Origin of the sequence: Microbacterium sp. 4-7 (assembly GCF_014332665.1) — a bacterium.
Taxonomy (GTDB): Bacteria; Actinomycetota; Actinomycetes; order Actinomycetales; family Microbacteriaceae; genus Microbacterium.
In genome coordinates, this window is the sequence record NZ_MCRH01000006.1 from 214616 (window position 1) to 236876 (window position 22261).

General features: G+C 69.6%; 24 protein-coding genes and 1 tRNA gene. 15 read left to right on the forward strand and 10 right to left on the reverse strand.

Going from position 1 to position 22261, the window contains the following annotated elements; translation table 11 throughout:
* The first annotated feature begins 35 nt into the window (after positions 1-35).
* From BEP68_RS13460 to BEP68_RS13475, 4 genes are read left to right on the forward strand one after another with little or no spacing between them, the layout of a single operon-like run.
* Positions 36-398 (forward strand): cupin domain-containing protein, encoded by a 363-nt coding sequence (locus BEP68_RS13460; RefSeq protein WP_082586670.1) that lies wholly within the window; start codon positions 36-38, stop codon positions 396-398.
* Positions 399-421: 23 nt separating this feature from the next.
* Entirely contained in the window at positions 422-712 is a 291-nt protein-coding gene (locus tag BEP68_RS13465; protein WP_187250291.1) for a DUF4287 domain-containing protein, read from the forward strand.
* 56 nt (positions 713-768) lie between these two features.
* Positions 769-1413, forward strand: a complete 645-nt coding sequence (locus BEP68_RS13470; protein ID WP_187250292.1) for a dihydrofolate reductase family protein — start codon at positions 769-771, stop codon at positions 1411-1413.
* A 45-nt stretch (positions 1414-1458) separates the two neighbouring features.
* Positions 1459-2436 (forward strand): 1,4-dihydroxy-2-naphthoate polyprenyltransferase, encoded by a 978-nt coding sequence (locus BEP68_RS13475; RefSeq protein ID WP_053097558.1) that lies wholly within the window; start codon positions 1459-1461, stop codon positions 2434-2436.
* Between the two features lie 30 nt (positions 2437-2466).
* Here BEP68_RS13475 and BEP68_RS13480 read toward each other — a convergent pair whose 3' ends face one another.
* Both BEP68_RS13480 and BEP68_RS13485 read right to left on the reverse strand, forming a co-directional pair.
* Positions 2467-2751, reverse strand: coding sequence for a DUF4229 domain-containing protein (locus BEP68_RS13480; protein ID WP_053097557.1), 285 nt, complete (start codon positions 2749-2751; stop codon positions 2467-2469).
* Positions 2752-2788: 37 nt separating this feature from the next.
* Entirely contained in the window at positions 2789-3682 is an 894-nt protein-coding gene (locus BEP68_RS13485) for a hypothetical protein (protein WP_056279657.1), read from the reverse strand.
* Positions 3683-3835: 153 nt separating this feature from the next.
* Between BEP68_RS13485 and BEP68_RS13490 the strand changes: the two genes are divergently transcribed.
* The 5 genes from BEP68_RS13490 (at position 3836) to BEP68_RS13510 (ending at position 9756) form a co-directional block, all read left to right on the forward strand.
* Positions 3836-4816, forward strand: coding sequence for a glycosyltransferase family 2 protein (locus tag BEP68_RS13490; protein ID WP_187250293.1), 981 nt, complete (start codon positions 3836-3838; stop codon positions 4814-4816).
* A complete protein-coding gene (locus tag BEP68_RS13495) occupies positions 4813-6174 on the forward strand; it encodes a polysialyltransferase family glycosyltransferase (protein ID WP_187250294.1) in 1362 nt (453 codons plus the stop codon). The genes BEP68_RS13490 and BEP68_RS13495 overlap by 4 nt, the downstream gene beginning before the upstream one ends.
* Positions 6175-6180: 6 nt before the next feature.
* Entirely contained in the window at positions 6181-7410 is a 1230-nt protein-coding gene (locus BEP68_RS13500; protein WP_410054841.1) for a cytidylyltransferase domain-containing protein, read from the forward strand.
* Positions 7411-7495: 85 nt separating this feature from the next.
* Positions 7496-8368, forward strand: coding sequence for an N-acetylneuraminate synthase family protein (locus BEP68_RS13505; protein ID WP_056279662.1), 873 nt, complete (start codon positions 7496-7498; stop codon positions 8366-8368).
* Positions 8365-9756, forward strand: coding sequence for a DUF6716 putative glycosyltransferase (locus tag BEP68_RS13510; protein ID WP_187250295.1), 1392 nt, complete (start codon positions 8365-8367; stop codon positions 9754-9756). The genes BEP68_RS13505 and BEP68_RS13510 overlap by 4 nt, the downstream gene beginning before the upstream one ends.
* A 34-nt stretch (positions 9757-9790) precedes the next feature.
* On the opposite strand, the gene BEP68_RS13515 is transcribed toward BEP68_RS13510, so the two are convergent.
* Complete coding sequence (locus BEP68_RS13515; protein ID WP_187250296.1) at positions 9791-10726, reverse strand: hypothetical protein; 936 nt, start codon at positions 10724-10726, stop codon at positions 9791-9793.
* A gap of 136 nt (positions 10727-10862) precedes the next feature.
* Between BEP68_RS13515 and BEP68_RS13520 the strand changes: the two genes are divergently transcribed.
* Positions 10863-10938 (forward strand) — tRNA-Met (locus BEP68_RS13520).
* Positions 10939-10955: 17 nt separating this feature from the next.
* Here the strand turns inward: BEP68_RS13520 and BEP68_RS13525 are convergent.
* Entirely contained in the window at positions 10956-11567 is a 612-nt protein-coding gene (locus BEP68_RS13525) for a TetR/AcrR family transcriptional regulator (protein ID WP_187250297.1), read from the reverse strand.
* Between the two features lie 70 nt (positions 11568-11637).
* Here BEP68_RS13525 and BEP68_RS13530 point away from each other — a divergent pair, with 70 nt between their 5' ends.
* The 3 genes from BEP68_RS13530 to BEP68_RS13540 all read left to right on the forward strand — a co-directional run bounded on the left by BEP68_RS13530 (position 11638) and on the right by BEP68_RS13540 (position 14582).
* The gene (locus tag BEP68_RS13530; RefSeq protein WP_315985315.1) at positions 11638-12951 is read left to right on the forward strand and encodes an MFS transporter; all 1314 of its coding nucleotides are present in this window, start codon (positions 11638-11640) and stop codon (positions 12949-12951) included.
* A gap of 34 nt (positions 12952-12985) precedes the next feature.
* Complete coding sequence (arfB, locus tag BEP68_RS13535; protein ID WP_187250298.1) at positions 12986-13423, forward strand: alternative ribosome rescue aminoacyl-tRNA hydrolase ArfB; 438 nt, start codon at positions 12986-12988, stop codon at positions 13421-13423.
* Between the two features lie 67 nt (positions 13424-13490).
* Positions 13491-14582, forward strand: coding sequence for an ATP-binding protein (locus tag BEP68_RS13540; protein WP_187250299.1), 1092 nt, complete (start codon positions 13491-13493; stop codon positions 14580-14582).
* A gap of 21 nt (positions 14583-14603) precedes the next feature.
* Here the strand turns inward: BEP68_RS13540 and BEP68_RS13545 are convergent, their stop codons facing one another.
* The 3 genes from BEP68_RS13545 to BEP68_RS13555 form a co-directional block, all read right to left on the reverse strand.
* Positions 14604-15551 carry a DUF1214 domain-containing protein gene (locus BEP68_RS13545; RefSeq protein ID WP_261987850.1) on the reverse strand — a complete coding sequence of 316 codons (948 nt, stop codon included), beginning with the start codon at positions 15549-15551 and terminating at the stop codon, positions 14604-14606.
* 63 nt (positions 15552-15614) lie between these two features.
* Positions 15615-17690 (reverse strand): bifunctional lysylphosphatidylglycerol flippase/synthetase MprF, encoded by a 2076-nt coding sequence (locus BEP68_RS13550; RefSeq protein ID WP_187250300.1) that lies wholly within the window; start codon positions 17688-17690, stop codon positions 15615-15617.
* 4 nt (positions 17691-17694) lie between these two features.
* Positions 17695-18450 carry a hypothetical protein gene (locus BEP68_RS13555; protein WP_150115106.1) on the reverse strand — a complete coding sequence of 252 codons (756 nt, stop codon included), beginning with the start codon at positions 18448-18450 and terminating at the stop codon, positions 17695-17697.
* A gap of 100 nt (positions 18451-18550) precedes the next feature.
* Between BEP68_RS13555 and BEP68_RS13560 the strand changes: the two genes are divergently transcribed.
* Complete coding sequence (locus BEP68_RS13560; protein WP_187250301.1) at positions 18551-19618, forward strand: PQQ-dependent sugar dehydrogenase; 1068 nt, start codon at positions 18551-18553, stop codon at positions 19616-19618.
* Positions 19619-19645: 27 nt separating this feature from the next.
* Here the strand turns inward: BEP68_RS13560 and BEP68_RS13565 are convergent, their stop codons facing one another.
* Positions 19646-20635, reverse strand: a complete 990-nt coding sequence (locus BEP68_RS13565) for an oxidoreductase (RefSeq protein WP_187250302.1) — start codon at positions 20633-20635, stop codon at positions 19646-19648.
* Between the two features lie 49 nt (positions 20636-20684).
* Between BEP68_RS13565 and BEP68_RS13570 the strand changes: the two genes are divergently transcribed.
* Positions 20685-21086, forward strand: coding sequence for a MerR family transcriptional regulator (locus BEP68_RS13570; RefSeq protein ID WP_056279678.1), 402 nt, complete (start codon positions 20685-20687; stop codon positions 21084-21086).
* Between the two features lie 15 nt (positions 21087-21101).
* On the opposite strand, the gene BEP68_RS13575 is transcribed toward BEP68_RS13570, so the two are convergent.
* Both BEP68_RS13575 and BEP68_RS13580 read right to left on the reverse strand, forming a co-directional pair.
* Positions 21102-21755: a DsbA family protein gene (locus tag BEP68_RS13575; RefSeq protein ID WP_187250303.1), complete on the reverse strand. Its 654-nt coding sequence runs from the start codon at positions 21753-21755 to the stop codon at positions 21102-21104.
* A gap of 84 nt (positions 21756-21839) precedes the next feature.
* Positions 21840-22256, reverse strand: coding sequence for a hypothetical protein (locus BEP68_RS13580; RefSeq protein ID WP_261987851.1), 417 nt, complete (start codon positions 22254-22256; stop codon positions 21840-21842).
* Positions 22257-22261 lie beyond the last annotated feature (5 nt).

The window sequence follows — 22261 nt, forward strand, 5'->3', positions numbered from 1 at the left end:
TAGGTCGTTCGTCACGGCCTGTCGAGACTGGGCTCATGAACACCACGTCATCTGCTCTCGCAGCCGTCGCCGCAGCGGACATCCGCATCGGAACCGGGAACAGCCGACGCTTCGTCGGCGCGGATCACGGTGCGGCCATCTCCTACTTCTACGTCGAGAATCAGCCCGGCGACGGGCCCGGGCTGCACTGGCATCCCTACCCCGAGACGTGGGTGGTGCTCGAAGGCACGGCGCGCATCACGGTGGGCGCGGACACGATCGTCGCCTCCGCCGGTGACACGGCCACGGGCCCGGCCTTCGTGCCACACTCCTTCACGAACATCGGTCGCGGAACGCTGCGCCTCATCGGCATCCATGCGTCCGCCACGATCATCCAGACCTTCCTCTCCGAGGACTGACCCACGACACACCAGGAGCACCCATGTCCTTCCAGGCATACCTCGACAAGGTCGAGACGCAGACCGGCCTCACCCCGCGGCAGTTCATCGAACTGGCGAAGGAGCAGGGCTTCGACGAGACGACCAAGTCCACCGTCGTCCTCAACTGGCTCAAGCAGGACTACGGCCTCGGGCACGGGCATGCCCAGGCGATGGTCCACGTGATCCTCAAGGGGCCGAAGATCAGCGACAAGCACGTCGGCAAGGGCGGCGCGCACGGCGATGCGTCCGACACCCTCTGGCTCGACGGCAAGGACAGCAACCCCGACGGCTGATCCCGCCCGCCACCGCACGACCGAGAACACCCAGAACACCGCACCGAGGAGCCCACATGGCAGTCCGCGTCGATCTCAACGTCTCCCTCGACGGATTGGCGACGACCACCGACCAATCACCCGAGAATCCGTTCGGCGAGGACTGGTCGCGCCTGGTCGCGGCGTACACCGCGACGCGGACGTTCCGCAGCCGCGTGCTCGGCGACACGTCCGGTGCCGGCACGACCGGCGTCGACGAGAGATACGCCCAGGAGTACTTCGAGGGCGTCGGCGCCGAGATCATGGGTGCCGGGATGTTCGGTCTGCACCAGAACCCCGATGACACCGAGTGGCGCGGATGGTGGGGCGACGAGCCGCCGTTCGAGGTCCCGGTCTTCGTGCTCACGCATGCACGGCGCGAGCCGATCGAGTTCGCCAACGGGACAGTCTTCCACTTCCTCGAGACGACCCCGGAGGAGGCGCTCGCCCGGGCTGCAGCGGTGGCCGGCGACCGGGACGTGCGCGTCGGCGGCGGCATCGACGTCGTGCGGCAGTTCCTGCGCAGGGGCCTGGTCGACCGGCTGCACCTTGCGGTCAACCCGCTCGTGATCGGCAGCGGGCAGCGCATCTGGGACGGACTGCGCGGCATCGAGAACGACTACGAGCTGCATTCCGAGGTGGCCGAGAGCGGTGTCATCCATCTGAACTTCCGCCGAGACTGAGGCGCGGAGGGGGCGTCCATCGGCGCCCCCAGTAGGATTCCCTGCGTGGCAGCATCCTCGAAGCGCAAGAAGAATCAGCCCCGTGTGAGCGGCAATCCCGCGAAGCGGGCGAGCGGCAATCCGGCGACCCAGACCGCCATCGACGCCGGGCCCGTCACAGTCCGCGACTGGATCGGCGCCGCACGGCTGCGCACTCTGCCGCTCGCCGTCGCCCCCGTCGTCATCGGCACCGGCGCCGCACGCAGCACCGGTCCGGAGTTCCACTGGGTGATCGCGCTCGCGTGCCTCGCGGTCGCCGTGCTGCTGCAGGTCGGCGTCAACTTCGCGAACGACTACAGCGACGGCATCCGGGGCACCGATGCCGTGCGCGTCGGCCCGGCCCGCCTGACGGCATCCGGTCGGGTGAAGCCCCGCACCGTGCTCGTCGCCGCGTTGGTCTTCTTCGCACTCGCTGCGGCGGTCGGCGTCGCGATCGTGGTCCGCACCGAGCAGTGGTGGATGCTGGCCATCGGCGCCGCGTGCATCATCGCCGCGTGGTTCTACACCGGCGGCAAGAGGCCCTACGGGTACAACGCTCTCGGCGAGGTGTTCGTCTTCATCTTCTTCGGCCTCGTCGCGACGCTCGGCACGACGTGGGTGCAGGCGTTCGAACTGCCCCAGCAGGCGTGGCTCGGGGCGATCGCGGCGGGCCTCTTCGCCTGCGCCGTGCTCCTCGCCAACAACCTGCGCGACATCGATCAGGATCGCCTGGTCGGCAAGCGCACGCTGACGGTGCTGATCGGCAAGCGCGCGACCCAGGTGCTCTTCACGCTGTTCGTGATCGTGCCCTTCGGCATCCTCGCGTTCATCGCGCTGCTGTACCCGATCGCGTGGATCGGGCTGCTCGCGCTGCTCGCCGGGCTCCCGGCCATCCTGATCGTCTGGACCTATCGTCAGGCGAAGGAGCTCGTCACGGCCCTGGCGCTGACATCGCTGACCGCACTCCTCTATGCCGGTGCGTTCTTCTGGGCCCTCGCCGGCTGAGCCGCCGATCGAACCGGCTGGCGCTGTGCGTCAGGCCCTCTCGGCGCCGTCGATCGCGTCGTCCTCGACGTCGGCGTCCTTCTGCGCGGCGGAGCTCTTGCCTTCGCGGCGCTCGACGATCCGGGCCGAGGCGTCGGTGAGCGGCCGGCGCAGGAACAGCATCGAGATGCTCACGCCGATGAGCGCGGCGAAGATCGCGGCGAGCCACCAGTACTCGCGGAAGATCGGGAAGAAGAACCACATGATCGCCAGCGGCACGAGGAAGGCCAGCAGACGCAGCACGGTGTAGACGAGGAAAGGTGCACGGTTCTTCACCTGCCCAGTCTACGTTCGCGACCTGAGGGGTCAGCTGTCAGCCGTCGATGCCCAGCGTCCGGAACGGGATGCCGCGAACGACGCGCTTCCACGGGTGCTCGCCGAGCGACCACAGCAGCTTCTCGTCGAGGTCGAGCGCGAGGTCCTCGCAGCCGACGGGCAGCGGCACCCGGTCGCGTGCCAGCGAATCGCGGTTCCCCGTCCACAGGACGCCGGGTCGCATGTGATCCGACTGCGAGACGAAGTGCCGGTCACCCCAGCGGACGGCGCCCTGCATGTGCGTGATGCCTGGCGAGAAACGGCTGATCTCGCGGAACTCGTCGCCATCGCCGTCCGGCACGGAGAACTCGCCGATGCGTCCCTCGTCGTCGCGGGTGTACTCGCCGATGAGCACCCTCCGCAGGGGCACTCCCTCGTCGTCGTAGACGCGGCCGAGGTACGAGCAGCGGAGGTCGAGCGGGTGCACGCGGGTGCGCACCGCGACGAGCGCGGTGGCCCGCAGACCGCGTCCCCGCGCGCCGGCGAGGCGTCGCGCCTCCGGGCCGCGGACGCGCCGGATGTCGGCGAGGTCGAACTCCCAGATGCCACGGCCGGTGGCTGCGACGAACAGGCGGTCGTCGAACCACGCGAGTCCGCCGGCGTGGATCCGGGCGGGCTGGAGCTCGCCGTCCTCGTCGATCGCGAGCAGCACGTCGAGATGTCGGGAGCGCTCGAGGTCGACGAACGCGACCCGCGATGCCAGGTGGTGTCCGTCGAGCTGCTGCCGGAACCAGCTCACGGCGAGAGTCCGACGCCCCTGCCACAGGCCCAGGTCGATGCCCTGCGGGTACCAGCGGCGGGTCCAGGTGCGCGCGCTCAGCCACCGCAGGTCGACCGTGCTGCGGCGCTTCTGCCGCACCGGGCGCCACGTCGTTCCGAACGGCCAGAGCATGCTCCCATCGTCGCCGATCCCCGGGCGCGGTGCGAATCCGGCATCGCCACGCCGGGGTCGACCGAGATCACGTCACCGCGCGTTCACCCGCAGGCCGCCGACCGGCAAGGAGCGCCTGAGAGCATTCCGACACCGTCGACCCGGGGGAGTTCTGTGCGCACACCGCTCGTGACCGTCATCCTGCCCGCCAAGGACGCAGGCGCCTACATCGGCACGACGCTCGAGACGCTGACACGGCAGTTCGACGATCCCGCCGCGCTCAAGCTGGTGGCGATCGACGACGGCTCCCGTGATGACACCGGCATGCTCATGCGTCGATACGCCGAGCGCTTCCCGCACGCCGAGGTCATCGTCAACGCCCGGCCGAAGGGGCTCGCGAGCGCCCGCAATCAGGGGCTCGAGCGGGTCGACGGCGACGCATTCTGCTTTCTCGACGGCGACGACTGGATGCAGCCGGGGCGGCTCTCGGTGCTGGTGCGCCGACTGCATGAGCTGCGCTGCGACATGCTCCGCACCGATCACGTCACGGTGAAGGACGGCGTGCGCACCCTGGTGCCGGCGCCTCACCCGTGGCGCGAGGCGGTCGGCTCCCCGCGCGACGCGATCCTGCCCGAGAACGAGCCGACCATGGTCGACTATCCGTTCGCGTGGGCCGGCGTCCTGCACCGTCGCCTGATCGACGAGGGAATCGCGGGGTTCACACCCGGCCTGTTCACCGCCGAGGATCGTCCGTGGATCTGGCGTCTGCATCTGCTGTCCCGGTCGTTCGCGGTGGTCGACGCTCCTGCCCTGCTCTACCGCCGGGGGGTGTCGACATCGCTGACCCAGGTGCGCGACCGCCGCCAACTGGACTTCGTGCGGGCGATGGGCGAGGTGCTCGACATCGTCGAGGCGGATGCCGAGGCTGACCGCTTCCTCCCGAAGGCGGTGTGGAGCGTGATGGCCCTCTCGTCCCGGCACCTGGTGCGATCGAGGCGGATGACGCCGTCGCTGCGCGCCGAGATGCGCGCCGGCCTCCGCGGTCTGCTGGCCCGCCTGCCCCAGAGTGAGACGACGGCCGTGCTGTCGCGCCTCGACGGGCCGCGTCGCCGAGTGCTCGCCCCGCTGCTGCGTGCGGTCGGACGTGCGGCATGACCCAGCTCTTCGCGGTGCACAGCGCCTATGGGCTCGCCACCGTCGCCGCCGCGCTCGACGGCGGGCTGCTCGGCGAGCATGGCGAGCGCGTGCTCGTGCCGTTCGTGTCCTCGCGGGTGCCCGAGACGTCCGTGGGCATCGTCGCCGACCCGGCGCTCGCGAGCCTCCGCGACCGGTTCGACCGGATCGAGGATCTCGACGCGCTGCTCGGTCCGCTGCATCCGAGCTCCTGGAAGCCGGATGCCGGCGACCTGCCGCTGCTGCGGCGACTGCTGACGAGGGCATGGGGGATCGACCCCGGCGACCTCGAACTGCTCGTGCAGAGCCCGCAGGTCGCCCCGGCGCGCGTCCTGATGCAGATCTTCCCTCATGCGCATCTCACGATCATCGGCGACGGGCTCATGACGTACTCGCCGATGCGGGTGCGGATGCCGCACACGATCACCGCTCGGATCGGCCGCGTCGTGCACGTCGACGTGGTGCCGGGGGTCACACCGCTGGTGGGCTCGCCCGTCGCGACGCCGGTGCCGGTCTCACCCGATCTGTTCCGGGCGGTGCTCGCCGAGACCGCCGAGGCGGTCGACGACACGGCGGAGCTCGAGAGCGCGCTCGACGGAGAGCCGACAGTGCTCGTCCTCGGCCAGTACCTGTCCGCCCTCGGCCTGGTCGGCGAGCGCGAGGAGATCGCGCTGCAGAAGGAGATGATCGATCGTGCGGCCGGCCGGCGACCACAGCACATCGTCTTCAAGCCGCACCCGTCGGCGCCGCCTCGGCTCAGCGACGCGCTGCGCGACCGAGCAGCGGTCCACGGCATCGACTTCCGCGAGTACCGCGGCGCGCTCGCCGCAGAGGCGCTGGCCGAGCGGGTCGATGCCAGGGCCGTCATCGCCGGATTCTCGACGGCGCTGCCGACCGTCCAGACCCTGTTCGGTCGAGAGATCGAGGCGGTGGGCACCGACACCGTGCTCGCACGTCTGACCCCGTACGAGAACAGCAACCGGGTGCCTGCGACGATCGTGGACGCGCTGACCAGGCCGGACTCCCCGTATCGCGATCCGGCGCGCATGCAGCTCCTGATCGACGCGGTCGGCTACGTCATGCAGCCCGTCGTCGCCGCCGCACACCTCCGCGATCGTGCCGAGCAGCTGCTCTCCGGCATCCGCCCGTCCGATCGCGATCGCTACTTCGCGCCCGAGAGGCTGATCGAACTGCGGTTGCCCGGGGCGCCGCGCGAGACGGCGATCCGTCGCGTGCTGCGCCCGGTGGGCGGCATCGGTCGAGTCGAGCAGGTGCGGCTCACCGTGCTCGCCGCGCGGCGCAGACTCTCGCGTGCCTGGCGCGTGCTCAGAGGGCGATGACGGACGATGACGGGCGATGACGGCGAGGGGACGAGCGGCATGATCGAGCAGCAGCAGCAGCAGCAGCAGCAGCAGAGGACGGATGCCGGCAGGGTCGTCGCGATCATCCCGGCACGTGGCGGGTCGAAGGGCGTGCCGCGCAAGAACCTGCGCCGTGTGGGCGGTGTGCCTCTCATCGAACGCGCCGTGCGCACGGCGCTGGAGGCCGAGGGCATCGACCTCGTGGTCGTGTCGACCGACGACGACGAGATCGCGGCGGTGAGCGAGGCGGCCGGGGCGCGAGTCGTGCGGCGACCGACCGCGATCTCCGGCGACACGGCGTCGTCGGAGTCGGCCATCCTGCATGCTCTCGACGAGCTCGCCGCCGGGGGAGACCGGGCTGACGCGGTGGCCTTCCTGCAGGCGACATCGCCGTTCATCCCGCGCGAGGCCCTGTCTCGTGCCGTGCGCGAGGTGAGCGCGCGTCGGGCGGACAGCGTGTTCGCGGCCCATGAGACTTACGGATTCCTCTGGGCACGCAGCGCGGATGCCGACGCAGCCGTCGCACTCAACCACGACGCCGCGCGTCGCCCGCGTCGCCAGGATCGCGAGCCGCACTACCTCGAGACGGGCGCGTTCTACGTCTTCCGCGCTGACGGCTTCCGTGAGGCGGAGCACCGCTTCTTCGGCCGCATCCGCGTCGCCGAGGTGCCCGAATGGACGGCGATCGAGATCGACGACGAGCAGCAGCTCCGCATCGCCCGAGCGCTCGCCGCCCTTCACGAGAGCCCGGACCGGGTGCCGGTGCGAGCGATCGTGACCGACTTCGACGGCGTGCACACCGACGACACGGCGACGGTCGACGCCGACGGCATCGAACGGGTGCGGGTGAGCCGGGAAGACGGCATGGGGGTGTCGCTGCTGCGGCGGGCCGGCATCCCGATGCTGATCCTCTCCACCGAGGTCAACGCGGTGGTGCGGGCTCGGGCCGACAAGCTGCGCGTTCCGGTGCTGCACGGCATCGACGACAAGGAGTCCGCGCTGCGCGGGTGGGCCGAGGAGGTCGGCATCGCGCTGGCCGACATCGCGTACCTGGGCAACGACGTGAACGACCTGCCGGCGCTGCGCATCGTCGGCTGGCCGGTGGCGGTGGCCGACGCGCATCCGCTGGTGCTCGAGGCCGCCAGGGTCGTGCTGACGCGCCGGGGCGGCCACGGCGCCGTCCGCGAGCTGATCGAACGGGTGTTGCCCGCCTGACCGGTGCCGGTAACCCTCCTGTCGTTCGGCGTTCACCCCCGGCGCGTACTCAGGAGAGAAGGCCATTTCGACGACCGGAGGAACCATGACTGTCAGCATCGGCTCACGCGTGATCGGCGGCGGTCACCCCGCCTATGTCATCGCGGAGATCGGCCTCAACCACAACGGCGACGTCGACCTCGCCAAGCGCCTGATCGACGTCGCGGCGAAGGCGGGAGCCGACGCCGTGAAGTTCCAGAAGCGCACCCCCGAGATCTCCACCCCCGAGCACATGCGCGATGTTCCGCGCGAGACGCCGTGGGGCACCATGAGCTATCTCGACTACCGCCGCCGCGTCGAGTTCGGCCGTGACGAGTACATCGCGATCGGCGATCACGCCACGATGCTCGGGCTCGACTGGTTCGCGTCGCCGTGGGACGTGCCGAGCGTCGCCTTCCTCGAAGATCTCAACGTCGTGGCGCACAAGGTCGCCTCCGCGAGCCTGACCGACACCGAGCTGCTCGTCGCGCTGCGCGAGACCGGCAAGCCCGTCATCCTCTCCACCGGCATGTCGACGATCGAGCAGATCGACCGCGCCCTCACGACCCTCGGCACCGACCGGGTGGTGCTGATGCACGCCACCTCGACGTATCCGCTCGAGCCCGAAGAGGCCAACCTGCGCGCGATCGCCACCCTGCGCGACCGCTACCCCGGTGTTCCGGTCGGATACTCGGGCCACGAGCGGGGGCTGCAGATCTCGCTCGCCGCCGTCGCGATCGGAGCGGTGGCCGTCGAACGCCACATCACGCTCGACCGCACGATGTGGGGCTCCGACCATGCGGCATCCCTCGAACCCACCGGACTCGAGCACCTCGTGCGCGACATCCGCGTGATCGAGATGGCCCTGGGCGACGGCGTCAAGCGCGTGTTCGACAGCGAGCGGGCGCCGATGGCCAAGCTGCGCCGCATCCCGGCATGAGCGGATCCGGTTCGCTGCGGGTCGTCGCGATCGCCGACGCCGACTCGTTCGTGAAATGGTCGGCGTCGCTGCTCGGCAGCGTGCCCGGCATCCGTCCGCACCTGCTGCTCGTGCAGACGCCGCTGACCGCCAGCCTCGACCAGCAGCGGAGTGCGCTGGCGGGCACGGGGATGCTGTCCGACGATGTGACCCGCCTGTCCTTCGCGCGCGTGAGCGCCTGGCTCGAGGGGCAGCGTCCTGACGTCGTGCTGCTCGCCGGCCGCGGCCCGTTCGTGCGCCTGTTGGGCCGGGTCGTCGACGGGCTCACCGTGCGACCGGTCGTCGTCGCCGGACTGCCGGGCATGGCCGTTCCCGCACAGCGCGGTGCCCTCGAGTACCGGCGGAACGCAGATCTGCTCGTCGTGCACTCGCATCGGGAGGAGCGCGCGTTCGCCGAGCTGGGTCGCCGGATCGGCGTGCAGGTGCCGACGGCGCTCGCGACCCTGCCGTTCGCGAGATCCCGATCGCGGATGGTGGCGGCTGATCGGGCACGGGTGATCGCGGCCGAGTCCGGAGGATCGTCCGGAACCCTCGTCGCCGAGAGGCCGGCCGAGCCCCGGGCGGTGCGGATGCCGGCGACCGACATCGTGTTCGCGGCCCAGGCCCTCGTGCCCACCGACCGGGAGGAGCGGGCCGAGATCGCGGCCACTCTCGTGCGCGCGGCGGAAGCGGACCCGAACCGCCGTGTGGTGGTCAAGCTGCGGTCGCGGCCCGGTGAGTCGGAGACGCATCTCGAACGCGACGCGTACCTCGATCTGCTCCCTGCGAGGCGTCCGGAGAACCTCGTCGTCTCGTACGGATCCATGGCACAGGCGCTGTCGACGGCGGCCGGACTCGTCACGGTCAGCTCCACCGCGGCGGTCGAGGCGGTGGCGCAGGGGGTGCCCGTGATCGCCCTCGACTCGTTCGGAGTGAGCAAGAGCCTGTTGAACACAGTGTTCGTCGGCAGCGGTCTGCTGGGCGGGCGCAGTGAGGTCGTGGCTGGGCGCTTCCGGCATCCGCACCCCGTCTGGCTGCGTGACAACTACTTCCACCCCTCGGCCGAGTCGACCTGGTGGGAGCACGTCGAACAGCTCGTCGCGCTGCGCCGCGCCGGGGGGCTCCCGGCGAAGCGCGTGCCGGCGGCCCGCGGTGGCGCGATGCACGAGGCGTGGCATCGCGCGAGTGTGCTCGGGGCGAACGACCGCACACTCCGCGGAACCGCGGCGCTCGCCGTCGGCGTGCCCGCCACGGCGCTGCTCGGCGCTCTGCGGCGGGGTCGATCGTCGGTGGGCAGCGGCACCTGGGCCGACGCGTCGACCGATTTCACGCTCGAGCCGAACCCCTTCCACGACTCGATCCGGCGCTGAGGGCGCTGCCGACCCCTCACACGGCTGAGTGCCCTCACGCGGCGGACGGTCGAGGCGCGGCGATCGACGGCGGGTTCGGGTCGTTCCACCGCTGGAAGGTCTGCACCCACCAGAACGTGGCGAACAGGATCAGCGCGACGGCCTCGCCGATCAGCACGACCGGAGTCTCACCGAAGGCCTGACGGAAGAGCAGAGCCACCACCAGCAGCACGAGGTCGGCGATCATCAGCCCCGAGATCCACCGATAGATCGTGCGCTGTCGGGGCGTGGGCGGCGTCTCGTCCGGGTCGAGCGGCCCTCCCGCGTAGAGGATCGGGACGGCTGCGAACACTCCGAAGAACAACAGGGTCGCTGCGAAGTGGATGCTGTTGACCGGCCAGAAGTTGAACGGGAAGTGCTCGTTGACCGCCGGAGCGAAAGCGAGCGCCACGACCACGACCGCCGTCACGAGCGCGATGATCGAGACGAGCGTCGCCGAGCGATTCGGGGTGCGGGTGCGGCGACGGATCAGCGCCATCGTGACCACGACCGCCACGACCACCACGGCGTAGACGGCGATTCCCGCTTTCGCGCTTGCGACGGCGTCGACGGGGATGCACTCCTGCGCCGTCGGGCACGGCATCCGGTCGACCGCGCGCGGATCGGCGATGCCCACGGGAACGATCGCGATGAGCGGCGCGAACACCGCGCACACGTCGAGCAGGGTCGTCGCGCGACTGCGTCCCGAGAGCGCGAGCAGGGCCACGGATGCCGCGATCAGCGTGCCGACGAAGATGTCGCGGACCGGTGTGTAGAAGGCGTGGCTGATCGAGGGCAGCGGGTTCCAGCCGAAGATCAGGGGTGTCCACGACACGACGATGCTCTGCAGCACGACAGCGAAGATCAGCGCGACGACGATGAGAACCAGCGCCAGACGCAGGTAGCGATGCGTTTTCTGTCCGGTCGTGACGAGGGCGTCTGCGGCTGCCATGATCGTGACGGTACACCGCCGGGCCGACGCCGACGTGTGACGCCCCGCGACGGTCCTTGTCATGCGCGGACTCACTCTGTCAATCCCCGCAACGTTCCTGGTCTTCCCGGTCGGGGCCGGGTAGCGTCATTCCCATCGCGGCGATCCGGGCGGTCCCGGGCCTCAGCTCATACCTGATGGCGTTGCGGGTTCGACTCCCGCCGTCGCGTCCACTTCACCGGTGACGCAGTCAGTCCTCGCCGGTGATCCGCGCTTCGACCGGCGCCCATCCGTTCTCGAGCACGGTGAATCCGGCGGCGAGGATCCCGAGCTGGTCATCGCTCTCGTTGACGAGCAGCTGCATCTGCAGCACGAACCGCGAGTACACGCGGATCTCCGGGGTGGCCAGGGTCAGTCCCAGTTCGACCGCGATCGCATCCGCGAGCGCGTCCTCGTGTCGCAGCCACATCCGGGCGGCGTACTCACGCAGCGCCGGCGTCTCGTTGAGGAACCGCGAGAAGACCTGCGACACCTCCGCGCCGTGCTCGGCGAGGTTCGCGTGCACCTCGGCCGTGTAGAAGTCGTGGATCGCGCGGTTGATGGTGACGCCCGCGGCGCGGTCGCGAACCGCGGAGACGAGCCGGTCCCGCTGCTCGTCGTCCTCGTCGAAGACGAGCGCCTCCTTCTGCGGAAAGTGCGCGAACACCGTCGTCGGGGAGACGTCGGCGGCATCCGCGACCTCGCGGATGCTGACGTTGTCGAACCCGCGCTCAAGGAACATCATCGTCGCGACGTCGGAGATGTTCTTGCGCGTCGCGGCCTTCTTGCGCTCGCGGCGACCGATCGGCTCAGCGTTCGTCATGTGTCCACGATATCGCGAACCCGATCCGGAACTGGCTTGACAACAAAACTGGTATTGATACAGTTTCGGAGTGACTTCACTAAACACATCGCTCGCGCGCAGCGACAAGCGCGCCTGGACCATGCTCATCGTGCTGACGATGCTCACCGTCGTCGGCATGACCGTCGTGCTTCCCGTCCTGCCGTTCGTCGTGCTGCAGTACGTGTCGCACGAAGGCGACCTCGCCATCTGGGTCGGCATCCTCGAAGCGATCAACGGCCTGTGCGCCTTCCTGGTCGCCCCCTTCCTCGGTCGCCTGTCCGACCGCTTCGGGCGGCGACCGGTGATCATCGCCGCCGCCTTCGGAGCGGCGTTCGCCATGGCGCTGTTCGGCATCGGGGGAGCGGTCTGGGTGCTCGTGCTCGCGCGTGTCATCCAGGGACTGACTGCCGGCGACCTTCCTGCCCTCTTCGCCTACCTCGCCGACATCACGCCGCCCGAGAAGCGCGCTCAGCGGTTCGGTCTGCTCGGTGCGCTCTCGGGAATCGGCATGATGATCGGACCCGCGATCGGCGGACTGCTCGCGGCCGTCAGCCTGCAGCTGCCGGTCTTCCTCACCGCAGCCGTCGCCCTCGTGATCGCGATCCTCAGCATCTTCCTGCTGCCCGAGAGCCTCGCGCCCGAGAACCGGATCGAGCGCATCTCGGTGCGCGAGATCCAGCCGTTCGGCGTCTTCAAGGAAGCGTTCGGACGCAAGGAGCTGCGTGGTCTGATGATCGGATTCGGCCTCCTGGCGCTTCCGTTCGGCTTCTTCGTCAACAACTTCAGCGTGCTCGCGCTGGACTCGATCCAGTGGGGGCCGACGCAGATCGGTCTGCTCACGGCAGGCGTCGGCATCATCGACATCCTCATCCAGGGCGTGCTGCTCGGCATCCTGCTTCCTCGCATCGGCGAGCGGGGCGTGATCATCAGCGGCATCGTGGCGCAGGCGATCGGACTGGCCGGGCTCGCTGTCGTCGCGTCGATCTTCGCGCAGCCGTGGGTGTTCATCGTCGGTGCGCTGATGCTCGCCGCAGGGCAGGGCGCCTCGACCGCGGCGATGGACGGAGCCATGTCGAACGCGGTCGGCGACGACGAGCAGGGCTGGCTCGGCGGAGCGACGCAGTCGCTCAACGCCGCGATGAACACGGCGGCCCCTCTGATCGCCGGTGCGCTCTATGTCACGGTCAGCCATGCGGCTCCCTACTGGCTCGGCGTCGCGCTGATGATCGTCGCCGTGATCGTCGTGTCCCGTGCGCACATCGCGAACACGGCGAAGAAGGACGCGCGGACGCACGATGTTGGGGCCGAGGTCGAGACCGACGCGAGGGACGTCCCGGTCGCGGTCACCGACGCCCGCAGCTGAGACGCAGGCTCCGCAGCCGGGGGATGATGGACACATGCCCAGTCCTCATCGCCCCGGTCTGCGGGTCTCGTCGGGTCTCACGATCCCCGAGGCCGAGCTGTCGTGGCGTTTCTCGCGGTCGTCGGGCCCCGGCGGACAGAGTGTGAACACGGCGGACTCGCGGGTCGAACTCCTGTGGGATGCCGCGGGCAGCACGACGCTCACCCCGCACCAGCGTGATCGCCTCCTCGATCGGCTGAGCGGGCGTCTCGTGAACGGCGTGCTGACCATCGCCGCATCCGAGCACCGCGCCCAGCTGCGCAACCGCGACGCTGCACGTGAACGACTCGCGAGCATCGTCGCCGAGGCGCTACGTCCGCCGGCGCCGCAGCGCCGCGCGACCAAGCCGAGTCGAGGGTCGAAAGAGCGGCGGCTCAAGGCGAAGCAGCGGCGCACCGATGTCAAGCAGCTGCGCAGGCGCCCGAGCGACTGACCCGCGCATCGCACCGACAAGGTGAGGTCCGCTTTCGCCCCCCGCCCTCTGCGGGCACTCTGAGTTCATGACCGCACTCACCATCGGCACGCCTCTCGACAGCGGGCTCGGAACCGTCACCCTCGATCCGCGGCGCTTCAACCGGCACACCTTCTGGTGCGGCCAGAGCGGCAGCGGCAAGACCTACGCGCTGGGCGTCGTGCTCGAGCAGCTCCTGCTCGAGACCGAGCTGCCGATGCTGATCCTCGACCCGAACGCCGACTTCGTGCGGCTGCAGAGCACGCGGCCGTCCGCGGCCCCGCATCACGCCGAGCGCATCGCGGACTCCGACATCCGGGTGTTCCGCTCGGGGCGCGTCGAGGGCGAGCCGTTGCGCGTGCGCTACATCGATCTATCGCCGGCATCCAAGGCAGCCGTGCTGCGGATGAGTCCGATCCAGGATGCAGAGGAGTACAACGTCCTCCTCCATCTCGATCAGAACGCGAGGCTGCTCGGCTCGGATCGCATCGTGCCCCACCTGCGCGACGGCGGGAACGACGCCCGCAACCGACTCGCCGACCGCATGGAGAACCTGCAGGTGCTGGAGTGGGAACTCTGGTCCCGCGGCGAGGCGTCGGTCGTCGACGTGATCGAGCAGCGGCCGCGGGTGACGGTGCTCGACCTCGGCGGATTCGACCACCCCGCCGAACCGAAGGTCGCAGCCCTCGCGGTGCTCGAGCACCTGTGGTCTCGTCGCGAGGAGCGAAAGCCCCTGCTCATCGTGATCGACGAGGCGCACAATCTGTGCCCTCCCGACCCGCGCACCGAGGTCGAGCGGGCGCTCACCGAGCAGCTGGTTCAGATCGCCGCCGAGGGGCGCAAGTTCGGGCTGTGGCTGTTCCTGTCGACACAGCGGCCGACGAAGATCCATCCGAACGTGCTCTCGCAGTGCGACAACCTCGGTCTGATGCGCGTCAACGCGCCGCGCGACCTGGCGGAGCTGGCCGAGGTGTTCGGCTTCGCGCCGGAGGAGGCGATCCGCAGGTCCCAGACCTTCACACAGGGTCAGGCCCTCTTCGCCGGGGGGTTCATCGCCGAGCCGACGTTCGTGCAGATGGGGGAGCGACTGACGGAGGAAGCGGGCGGCGACGTCTCGGTGCCGCTCCGCTCGACCCCGTAGCGCCACCCCTCGGGCTCGGGATCAGCTTGCTGTGAGTGCGGGGAACGACCACGTGCCGTCCAGCACTTCTGGTCGAGGTCGGTAGAGACGCACCAGGTAATTCCACCCTTGCGTGAGGGGAAGCACGTTGGGCAGTGCGGGGTCGCCGCCGAAGCGCACGGTGATCGACCCGTCCGGATCCCGCACGCCCGTCACGCTGTTGACGCTGTATGCACCGGCGTCGTTCGGAGCGAAATAGCCTTCCGCGTCGTACAGCGAGACCGACCAGAAGCCGTCCACCGGCACATCGCCGACCCGCAGCGTGTACTCGCCGACCGGGAGCCGGGGATCGACGTTGATGTAGAAGGCCTCGTTCTCGGGCAGACCGCCCCAGGCGGCTGCGGTCCCGAGAAGGTGCCGCACGGGGTCGACGTCCTCGGCTCGACCGAAGCAGCGCTCCAGACCGCCGAGGCCCTTCGCGAGGGTGAGGATCGCCTGGCGGGTCTCGGCGAAGCTCGATTCGTCGTGGGCCGGCGCAGCGAACTCTCGCGCGCCGGTCGAGCTCACAGCGAGTTCGTCCTGCAGGGCGTTCACGATCGAGACATCATCAGGATCCTCGGAATCCACCAGGATGCGAGTGGCCGCGAGCACGAAATCGGAACCGAGGTCTTCGGCCGAGAGCGAGTGGACGCCGGGGTCGTGCAGCACCTTGTCGATGTAGTGGCCCTCGTTCACCAGCATCACCGAGACGTACCGGTCGCCGGCATCCGGCACGGTGATCGTCGCCCCTTCGGAGATGTCGATGATCGCAGCGCTGTAGAGGGTGTCGCGATTCATCCTGATCACGGTCTGCTGGTCGATCGGCGTGGGCACTCGATAGTGGTTCCACCGGTTGGAACCGTCGGCCGACGCCGCGATCGCGGCGAACATGCGGGCCGTCTCGATCTCGGCGAAGTTCGCGAACGTGACGGGAACGGAGGTGTCGGTCATGGCTTCATCCTGGCGGTGCCGGTCTCGGCGAGCGCGGAATCATCGCCTCAGGAAGGTGAGGCCTCAGTCCTTGCTGCCGCGCACCAGCTCCAGCCCCGCTCCCGCGAACTGCCTCAGCGTCGCATCCGGCAGGAACGCGCGGGTGAGCGCTGTGCCGATCGCCGCGAGATCGCTCTCGTCGCGGAAGAGCAGATACATGGTCTCGTACCGCGGGTGGAACTTCTGCTTGAAGCGGTGCAGCGAGCCGAAGCCGTACACGGGCTCGAGCGCTTCGGCGAGGCGTTCGCTGAGGACGGCGATGATGCCCGCGTCCGGCGGATAGTCGTGCGCGAGCGGAGCACCCGAGAGCGACATGATCTCGGCACCCTCCTCGGAGAACTGCTTCGCGGACGAACCGATCAGGTACTCCATGACGGGTGCGAAGCCGCCGTCGCGGCGGCGCATCAGGTCGAGCGTCCAGCCGCGCACGACGCCGCCTTCGCCATAGACCGGCAGCCACGAGAGGAAGCCGTCGACGTCGCCGTTCGGGGCGATCGCGAGAGCGAGTCGCACCTCGCGGTCCTCCGCCTCATCCAGCGTGCCGAGAGTGAACCGCATCTCAGGCAGGTCCTTGTCGCCGACCCATGCCTCGGAGATCGCCCGCAGCTGCTGCCGTACGCCCCACGATTCGTCCGCCAGGCGCGTCATCCGGAAGGTCATGTCCTCGCGCCCCGCCCGATTGAGCGAGCTGCGCACCGAGTTCCAGCGCTTGCCGGTGAACTCCAGACCCGGCAGGTCGACGATGGTGTCGTCGGCGACGACCAGGCTGCGCCAGCCGGCGGGCACGGCGGCCCGGGTGGCGTCGTCTGCGCTGAAGAAGCACGGGACGAGGCCTGCCAGCTCCGCCGTGCGGATGAACTCTGTGACGGCGACCGCGCGGGATGCGGGCGGCCCGATCGGATCCGCGAGCGCGAGCGCCACACCGGCCCGTCGCTGGTAGGCGACGATCCCGGCATCGCTGCGGGCGTAGCTGTTGCCCTCCCAGGTCGTCATCCACGACAGGGTGCCCCCGCCGTGCGCGCGCAGCTCGGTCTTCACGTCGTCGACCGTCGGGGCCGGCTGGATGCCGAGGAGAGACTTGCGCTTCGCCCGGAACGCGCGGCGCACGGCGATCAGGTAGACGAGCAGGATCACCCAGAGGAAGCCGTTGGCGAGCGCGAGCTCCGTCTCGCCGTCCCACCGCAGATCGACCTGCGCCTGCGAGAACACCGTGATGAGGATGAGGACCAGAGCTGCGACCAGGATGTTGAAGAGCCCGAGCAGCATCACGAGAACCCACGCCCAGCGACGGCCGCGCAGGAGTCCGTTCACGAGCACGACGATGACGACGAGGTCGAGCGCGAGGTCGATGAACCCTCCCGACGCGGGCTCGGTCGGGCCGAACGGGCCGTCGGTGGCGACGAGAGTCGTGATGATCTCGACCGCTCCGAGCACCATGAGCGAGATCACGGCGATCAGACGCTGCTCTCGCACCGTGGTCCGCTGCACACGCAGGGTGCGGTCGACGACGAGGATGAGCAGCACCGCGAGCAGGTGCTCGAGATCGGCGACCGCACCCCAGAACAGCATCGCGATGAACACGAAACCGAGCAGCACGAGCCAGCCGCGCACTCGCCATGGCGGGCGGAAGAGCCCGATCGCGGCGGCGATGCACGCCATGGTGCCGCCAGAGGCGCCGACATCGAGCGCCTGGGCCTGCTCCTGAGCCCAGGCCCAGGGCAGTTGCGAGGCGACGAACAGGACGAGCGCGGTGGCGAGGATCGCGAAGAGCTGTCCGACCCAGTAGTACGCGAGGGCGACCCTGGTGCCACGTCGGTATTCGAGATACGCCATGCCCCAGAATCCCGAGATCGTGAACAGGTACACCCACGGCTCGTTGACGAAGAACGTGCCGGTGAGCGGCGTCCACCACATCCCCTGCGCGAGGTTGGGCAGGCCGTATGCGACGGTGCCGAACAGGTCGGTCTTCTCGAACGGGGTCCACAGGCCCTGCCAGATCACGCCGACGGCGAGGATCACAGCCACCATCGCGAGGGTGGCAGGAATGCGCCGCAGTACGGCGGCGACGGGATGCGATGTGGGGGTTCGCGCCTCGGTCATGCGCTCAGCGTAGCGACCGACCGTCGCCTTCCGGAGTGGAACGTCGTGGCGCGTGATGGCTCCATGCCCAGCGGTAGCCGACGCCGCCGAACGTCATGAAGCCGGCGGCGAGCACCAGTCCGGCGACGATGCCGAGCGCGATCGCCCCGGCGAAAGCGCCGCCACCCGCGATCACGGCCGAGCCGACCAGCATCCCCACGACGCAGGCGTTCACGACGATCAGCAGCATGACCGAGCTGCCGAGCAGGATGCTCAGGCGACGGGGACGGAGGAACGAGTACGTGCGCTTCATCCCCGGTTCATCGTCGTGCGGCGAGGCGAGGAAGACATCGGCGACCTCAGGATCCAGGTCGACGTACGCGCCACGGATGCGGTTCATCGCGACGACGTACATCATGTCCTCCTCCGACACGTTCATCACGCGCACCTGGGTCATGAAGCCGATGACCGCGAGGAACGCGAGGATCGCGAGTGACGCGCCGCCGAACCACCCGCCGAAGTCCGACGCCTGCCCCAGCAGTCCGATGGTCACGAGTCCGGCGGAGACGAGGGTCAGGAAGATCGTGATGCGCGACAGCACCTCGCTCTGCGCGGTGCTGCGGGCGGCGAGAAGCCCCCAGTGCTCGGTGGCGAGAAGCTGCGCACGGCGGCCCAGCACCGCATCCGACTCCCCGCTCGTCCGTGGCGGCGCGACATCGTCGTGCGGCCCTGCCGGCCCCTCCGCAGGCACGGGCTGCTCCACGGAAGCGCCCTCGTTCATATCGGTATTGTGCTCCTGCATCCGACTCTCCGAAATGGGTTCATCGGCGCGCACCAGATCGACGCTGTCGCTCGGCGTCGATTCCGCGTTGGATGGAGTCATGCCCGCGCACCGATCCGATCGCTCCTCGACGACACGTCGGCGCGCATCCATCGCATCGATCACGGCGAGCCTCGCCCTGCTCGCTGCCTGTGTGGCGCAGCCGACGTCGACGTCGGCGTCGGGGGCGGAGTCGTTCACGGAGGATCTCGACGCCCCCTGGTCGATCGCATTCCACGGCGACGTGCCCCTGGTGAGCGAGCGCGACACCGCCCGCGTGCTCGAGATCGCCGAGGACGGCGAGGCGCGCGAGGTCGACGTGATCGACGGGGTCTCGCCGGGTGGCGAGGGAGGCCTGCTCGGGCTCGCGGTGCACGACGGCGAGCTCTACACGTACGTCACCGCCGACGACGAGAACCGGGTCGAGCGGCGGCCGATCGTCGGAGACGCCGGTGCGCTGTCGCTCGGACCCGCCACCACTGTGGTCGACGGCATCCCCGCCGCGGGAAATCACAACGGCGGGCGCATCGCGTTCGGCCCTGACGGGATGCTCTACGTCACGACGGGCGATGCCGGCGACCGCGACAGTGCGCAGGATCTCGACGCGCTGTCGGGCAAGATCCTGCGCCTCACTCCCGCGGGTGAGGTGCCCCCCGACAACCCGTTCGATCAGTCGCCCGTCTACAGCTACGGACACCGCAATCCGCAGGGCATCGCCTGGGATGCCGAGGGCACGATGTATGCGAGCGAGTTCGGACAGGACACCTGGGACGAGCTCAACGTCATCGAGGCCGGCGGCGACTACGGCTGGCCCGAGGTCGAGGGGATCGCCGATGACGACGAGCACATCGATCCGGTGCAGCAGTGGAGGCCCGACGAGGCGAGCCCGAGCGGCATCGCTGTCGTCGGCGCGGACATCGTGATCGCCACGCTCCGCGGCGAGCGGCTGCGCGTCGTGCCACTCGATGACCTGACCTCCGGCACCGAGCGGTTCGTCGGGGAGCTCGGCCGGCTGCGCGACGTCGTCGCCGGACCGGACGGCATGCTCTGGGTGCTCACGAACAATACCGACGGACGCGGAAGCCCCTCGCCCGGCGACGACCGCATCCTCCGTCTCGCCGCCGACTGACGGCAGTAGCCCGACGCGGGCCGCCGCTCAGGCGAAGCCGTCGACTCCCGTCGCGGTGACCGAGAGCGCCCACAGCCGCTCGGCGGCCTCGGGATCGATCGCCCAGTGCTTCACGCCGCCGGTCGTCATGTCCGTGTGCTCGGGCGGGACGATGCCCTTGATCGAGCAGTCCTCGCAGTACGCGCCGCTGCGATCGGCCAGCTCGGGAGCCGTCGCGGCCCAGAGACCCGTCGACGCTCCCTCTGCCGGAGTCTTGAAGCGCGGGTTCGGCGTGCCGTCCTCGTCGATCCAGCCGCGTGAGATCAGCTCCTCGCGGGGCACGTGCCGCTGCAGGTCGGTCATGATCCCGCCCGGGTGCACCGAGAAGGCGAGGATGCCGCGGGCCGCGCCACGACGGGCCAGCCCGACGGCGAACAGCGCGTTCGCCGTCTTCGACTGCCCGTAGGCGACCCACGGGTCGTATGGCGTCGTCTCGAAGTCGATGTCCTCGAATCGCACGGGGGAACGGAAGTGCCCTCCCGAGGAGTAGGAGACGACGCGAGCGCCCTCCGGCAGCAGGTCGGCCACTCCGTTGACCAGGGCGAAGTGGCCGAGGTGGTTGGTGCCGAACTGCGACTCGAAGCCCTGCGCGGTGTGACCGAACGGGGTGGCCATGATGCCGGCGACATCGAGCACGAGATCGATCGGGCGTCCGTCGCGACGGACGGTCTCGGTGAACGCTGCCACCGAGTCGAGGTCGCCGAGGTCGGCGCTGCGGACGTCGACCGCGTCGATCCCTGCGAGCGCCTCCTGCGCGGCGTCGAGACGACGCGCAGGCACGATCACGTGCACTCCGGCATTCGCGAGCGCACGCACCGTCTCGAGTCCGAGTCCCGAGTATCCGCCCGAGACGATCGCGGTCTTGCCCGAGAGGTCGACCCCGGCGATCACCTCGGCCGCAGTGGAGCGGTAGCCGAACTCCGAGGCGAGGGGCTGCTGACGGGCGATCATGTCGAGAGGGGGGAGTGCATCTGTCATGCTCCGACCGTACGATCTAGAGTGCACTCGAAGTCAAGGAGGAGTCCTCGTGGAGGATGTGATCGACACGACGCGCACGTTCAGCATCGGCGAGCTCGCCCGTCTGGCCGGCGTGAGCGTGCACACGCTGCGCTGGTACGAGGCAGAAGGGCTCTTCCCTCGCGACGTGCCGCGCACCCCCGGCGGTCGGAGGGTCTACGCGCACGACTCGCTCGCGTGGCTCGCGCTGCTGGCGCGACTGCGCGAATCCGGCGCACCCATCGCCCTGCTGCGCGAGTACGCCGCCCTGGTGCGCGCCGGCAGCGGCAACGAGGCCGAGCGTCTCGCCCTGCTGCGCGCGCACGAGCGCTCTCTCGACGCGCAGATCGAGACGCTGATCGCCTGCCGTCAGGTCGTCAGCGCGAAGGCGGGCGCGTACCAGGAGGCGCTCCTCGCCCGAGGACTCCTCTGACGACGGTTCTGCGGGCTACTTCTCCACGGCATTCTCCAGAGCCGCTTCGAGGTCCCCCCACGCCTCCAGCACCACGGGCTCGCCGTCGATGAAGAAGCTGGGGGTGCTGCGCACTCCGAGCCGCTCGCCGTCGCTCCTGTCGGCCTGCACGCGATCGAGCGTCGCCGGGTCGGTGATCGCCGCATCGTAGGCGGCCATGTCGAGTCCGAGCTCGGCCGCGATTCCCCGGAACACCTCGGGCGTCTCCTCGGACTTCTCGCCCCACTGGGCCTGCGTCTCGAAGAGGCGGTGGTACATGTCCTCGAAGCGGTCCTGCTGTGCCGCGGCTTCGGCGGCGAGAGCGGCCTGCGTCGAGTTGATGTGACCGGGCAGAGGGAAGTACCGCACGACGTAGGTGATCTCGCCCGAATACTTCTCGCGCAGGTCTTCGACGATCGGATAGAACGCTCCGCAGGCCTCGCATTCGAAGTCGAGGAACTCGACGACGGTGACGGCGTCCGGTCCTCCGTCGTCGAGGACGTGCGAGTCGGTGCGCACTGTCTGCCGCTTCTCGCCCTCGGGCGGCAGGGGTTCTGCGGGGCGCTGCGACAGGGCGTAGGCGACGCCGACGATCGCGAGGACGATCGCGGCGGCGACGGTGATCAGGGCCACCTTGACAGGGGTCTTCATGGGGTTCTCCAACGGTTCGGATCAGGCAGGGTGAGTGAGCCGCGACGAGCGCGGCCGGGGTCGCCGACGAGCGGCGTGCCTGATTCAGGTGCGGGAGACCGAGAGCTGAGCGAGGGTGAGTGCGGGGACGTGCAGACGAGGACCCGCGCGGCTCGGAGCCGATGCACGCACCACCGCAGCGCGACGGATCAGCGGCGCGCCTCTGACGGAGCGCAACGAGAGCAGCACGAGGAGGACGCAGCAGAGCGCCGCGACCATGACGATCCCGGCGTCGTCCGACGGAGCGGACTCGACCACGCTCGTCTCGTCGTGGTGCGCCGCGACCGACGCGACGCTCGCGCCCGGAGCGAGGCACAGCGTCGTGTGCGCATCCGCCTTGCCGTGCGACGCCGACCACGCGCCGATCACGAGCAGCAGGGCGAGGCCGAGGGCGAGACCGACCCGGAGGATCAGCATCCGCTCGACGCCCTGGTGACGCAGTGGCATCGACGGGGCAGGCATGGTCC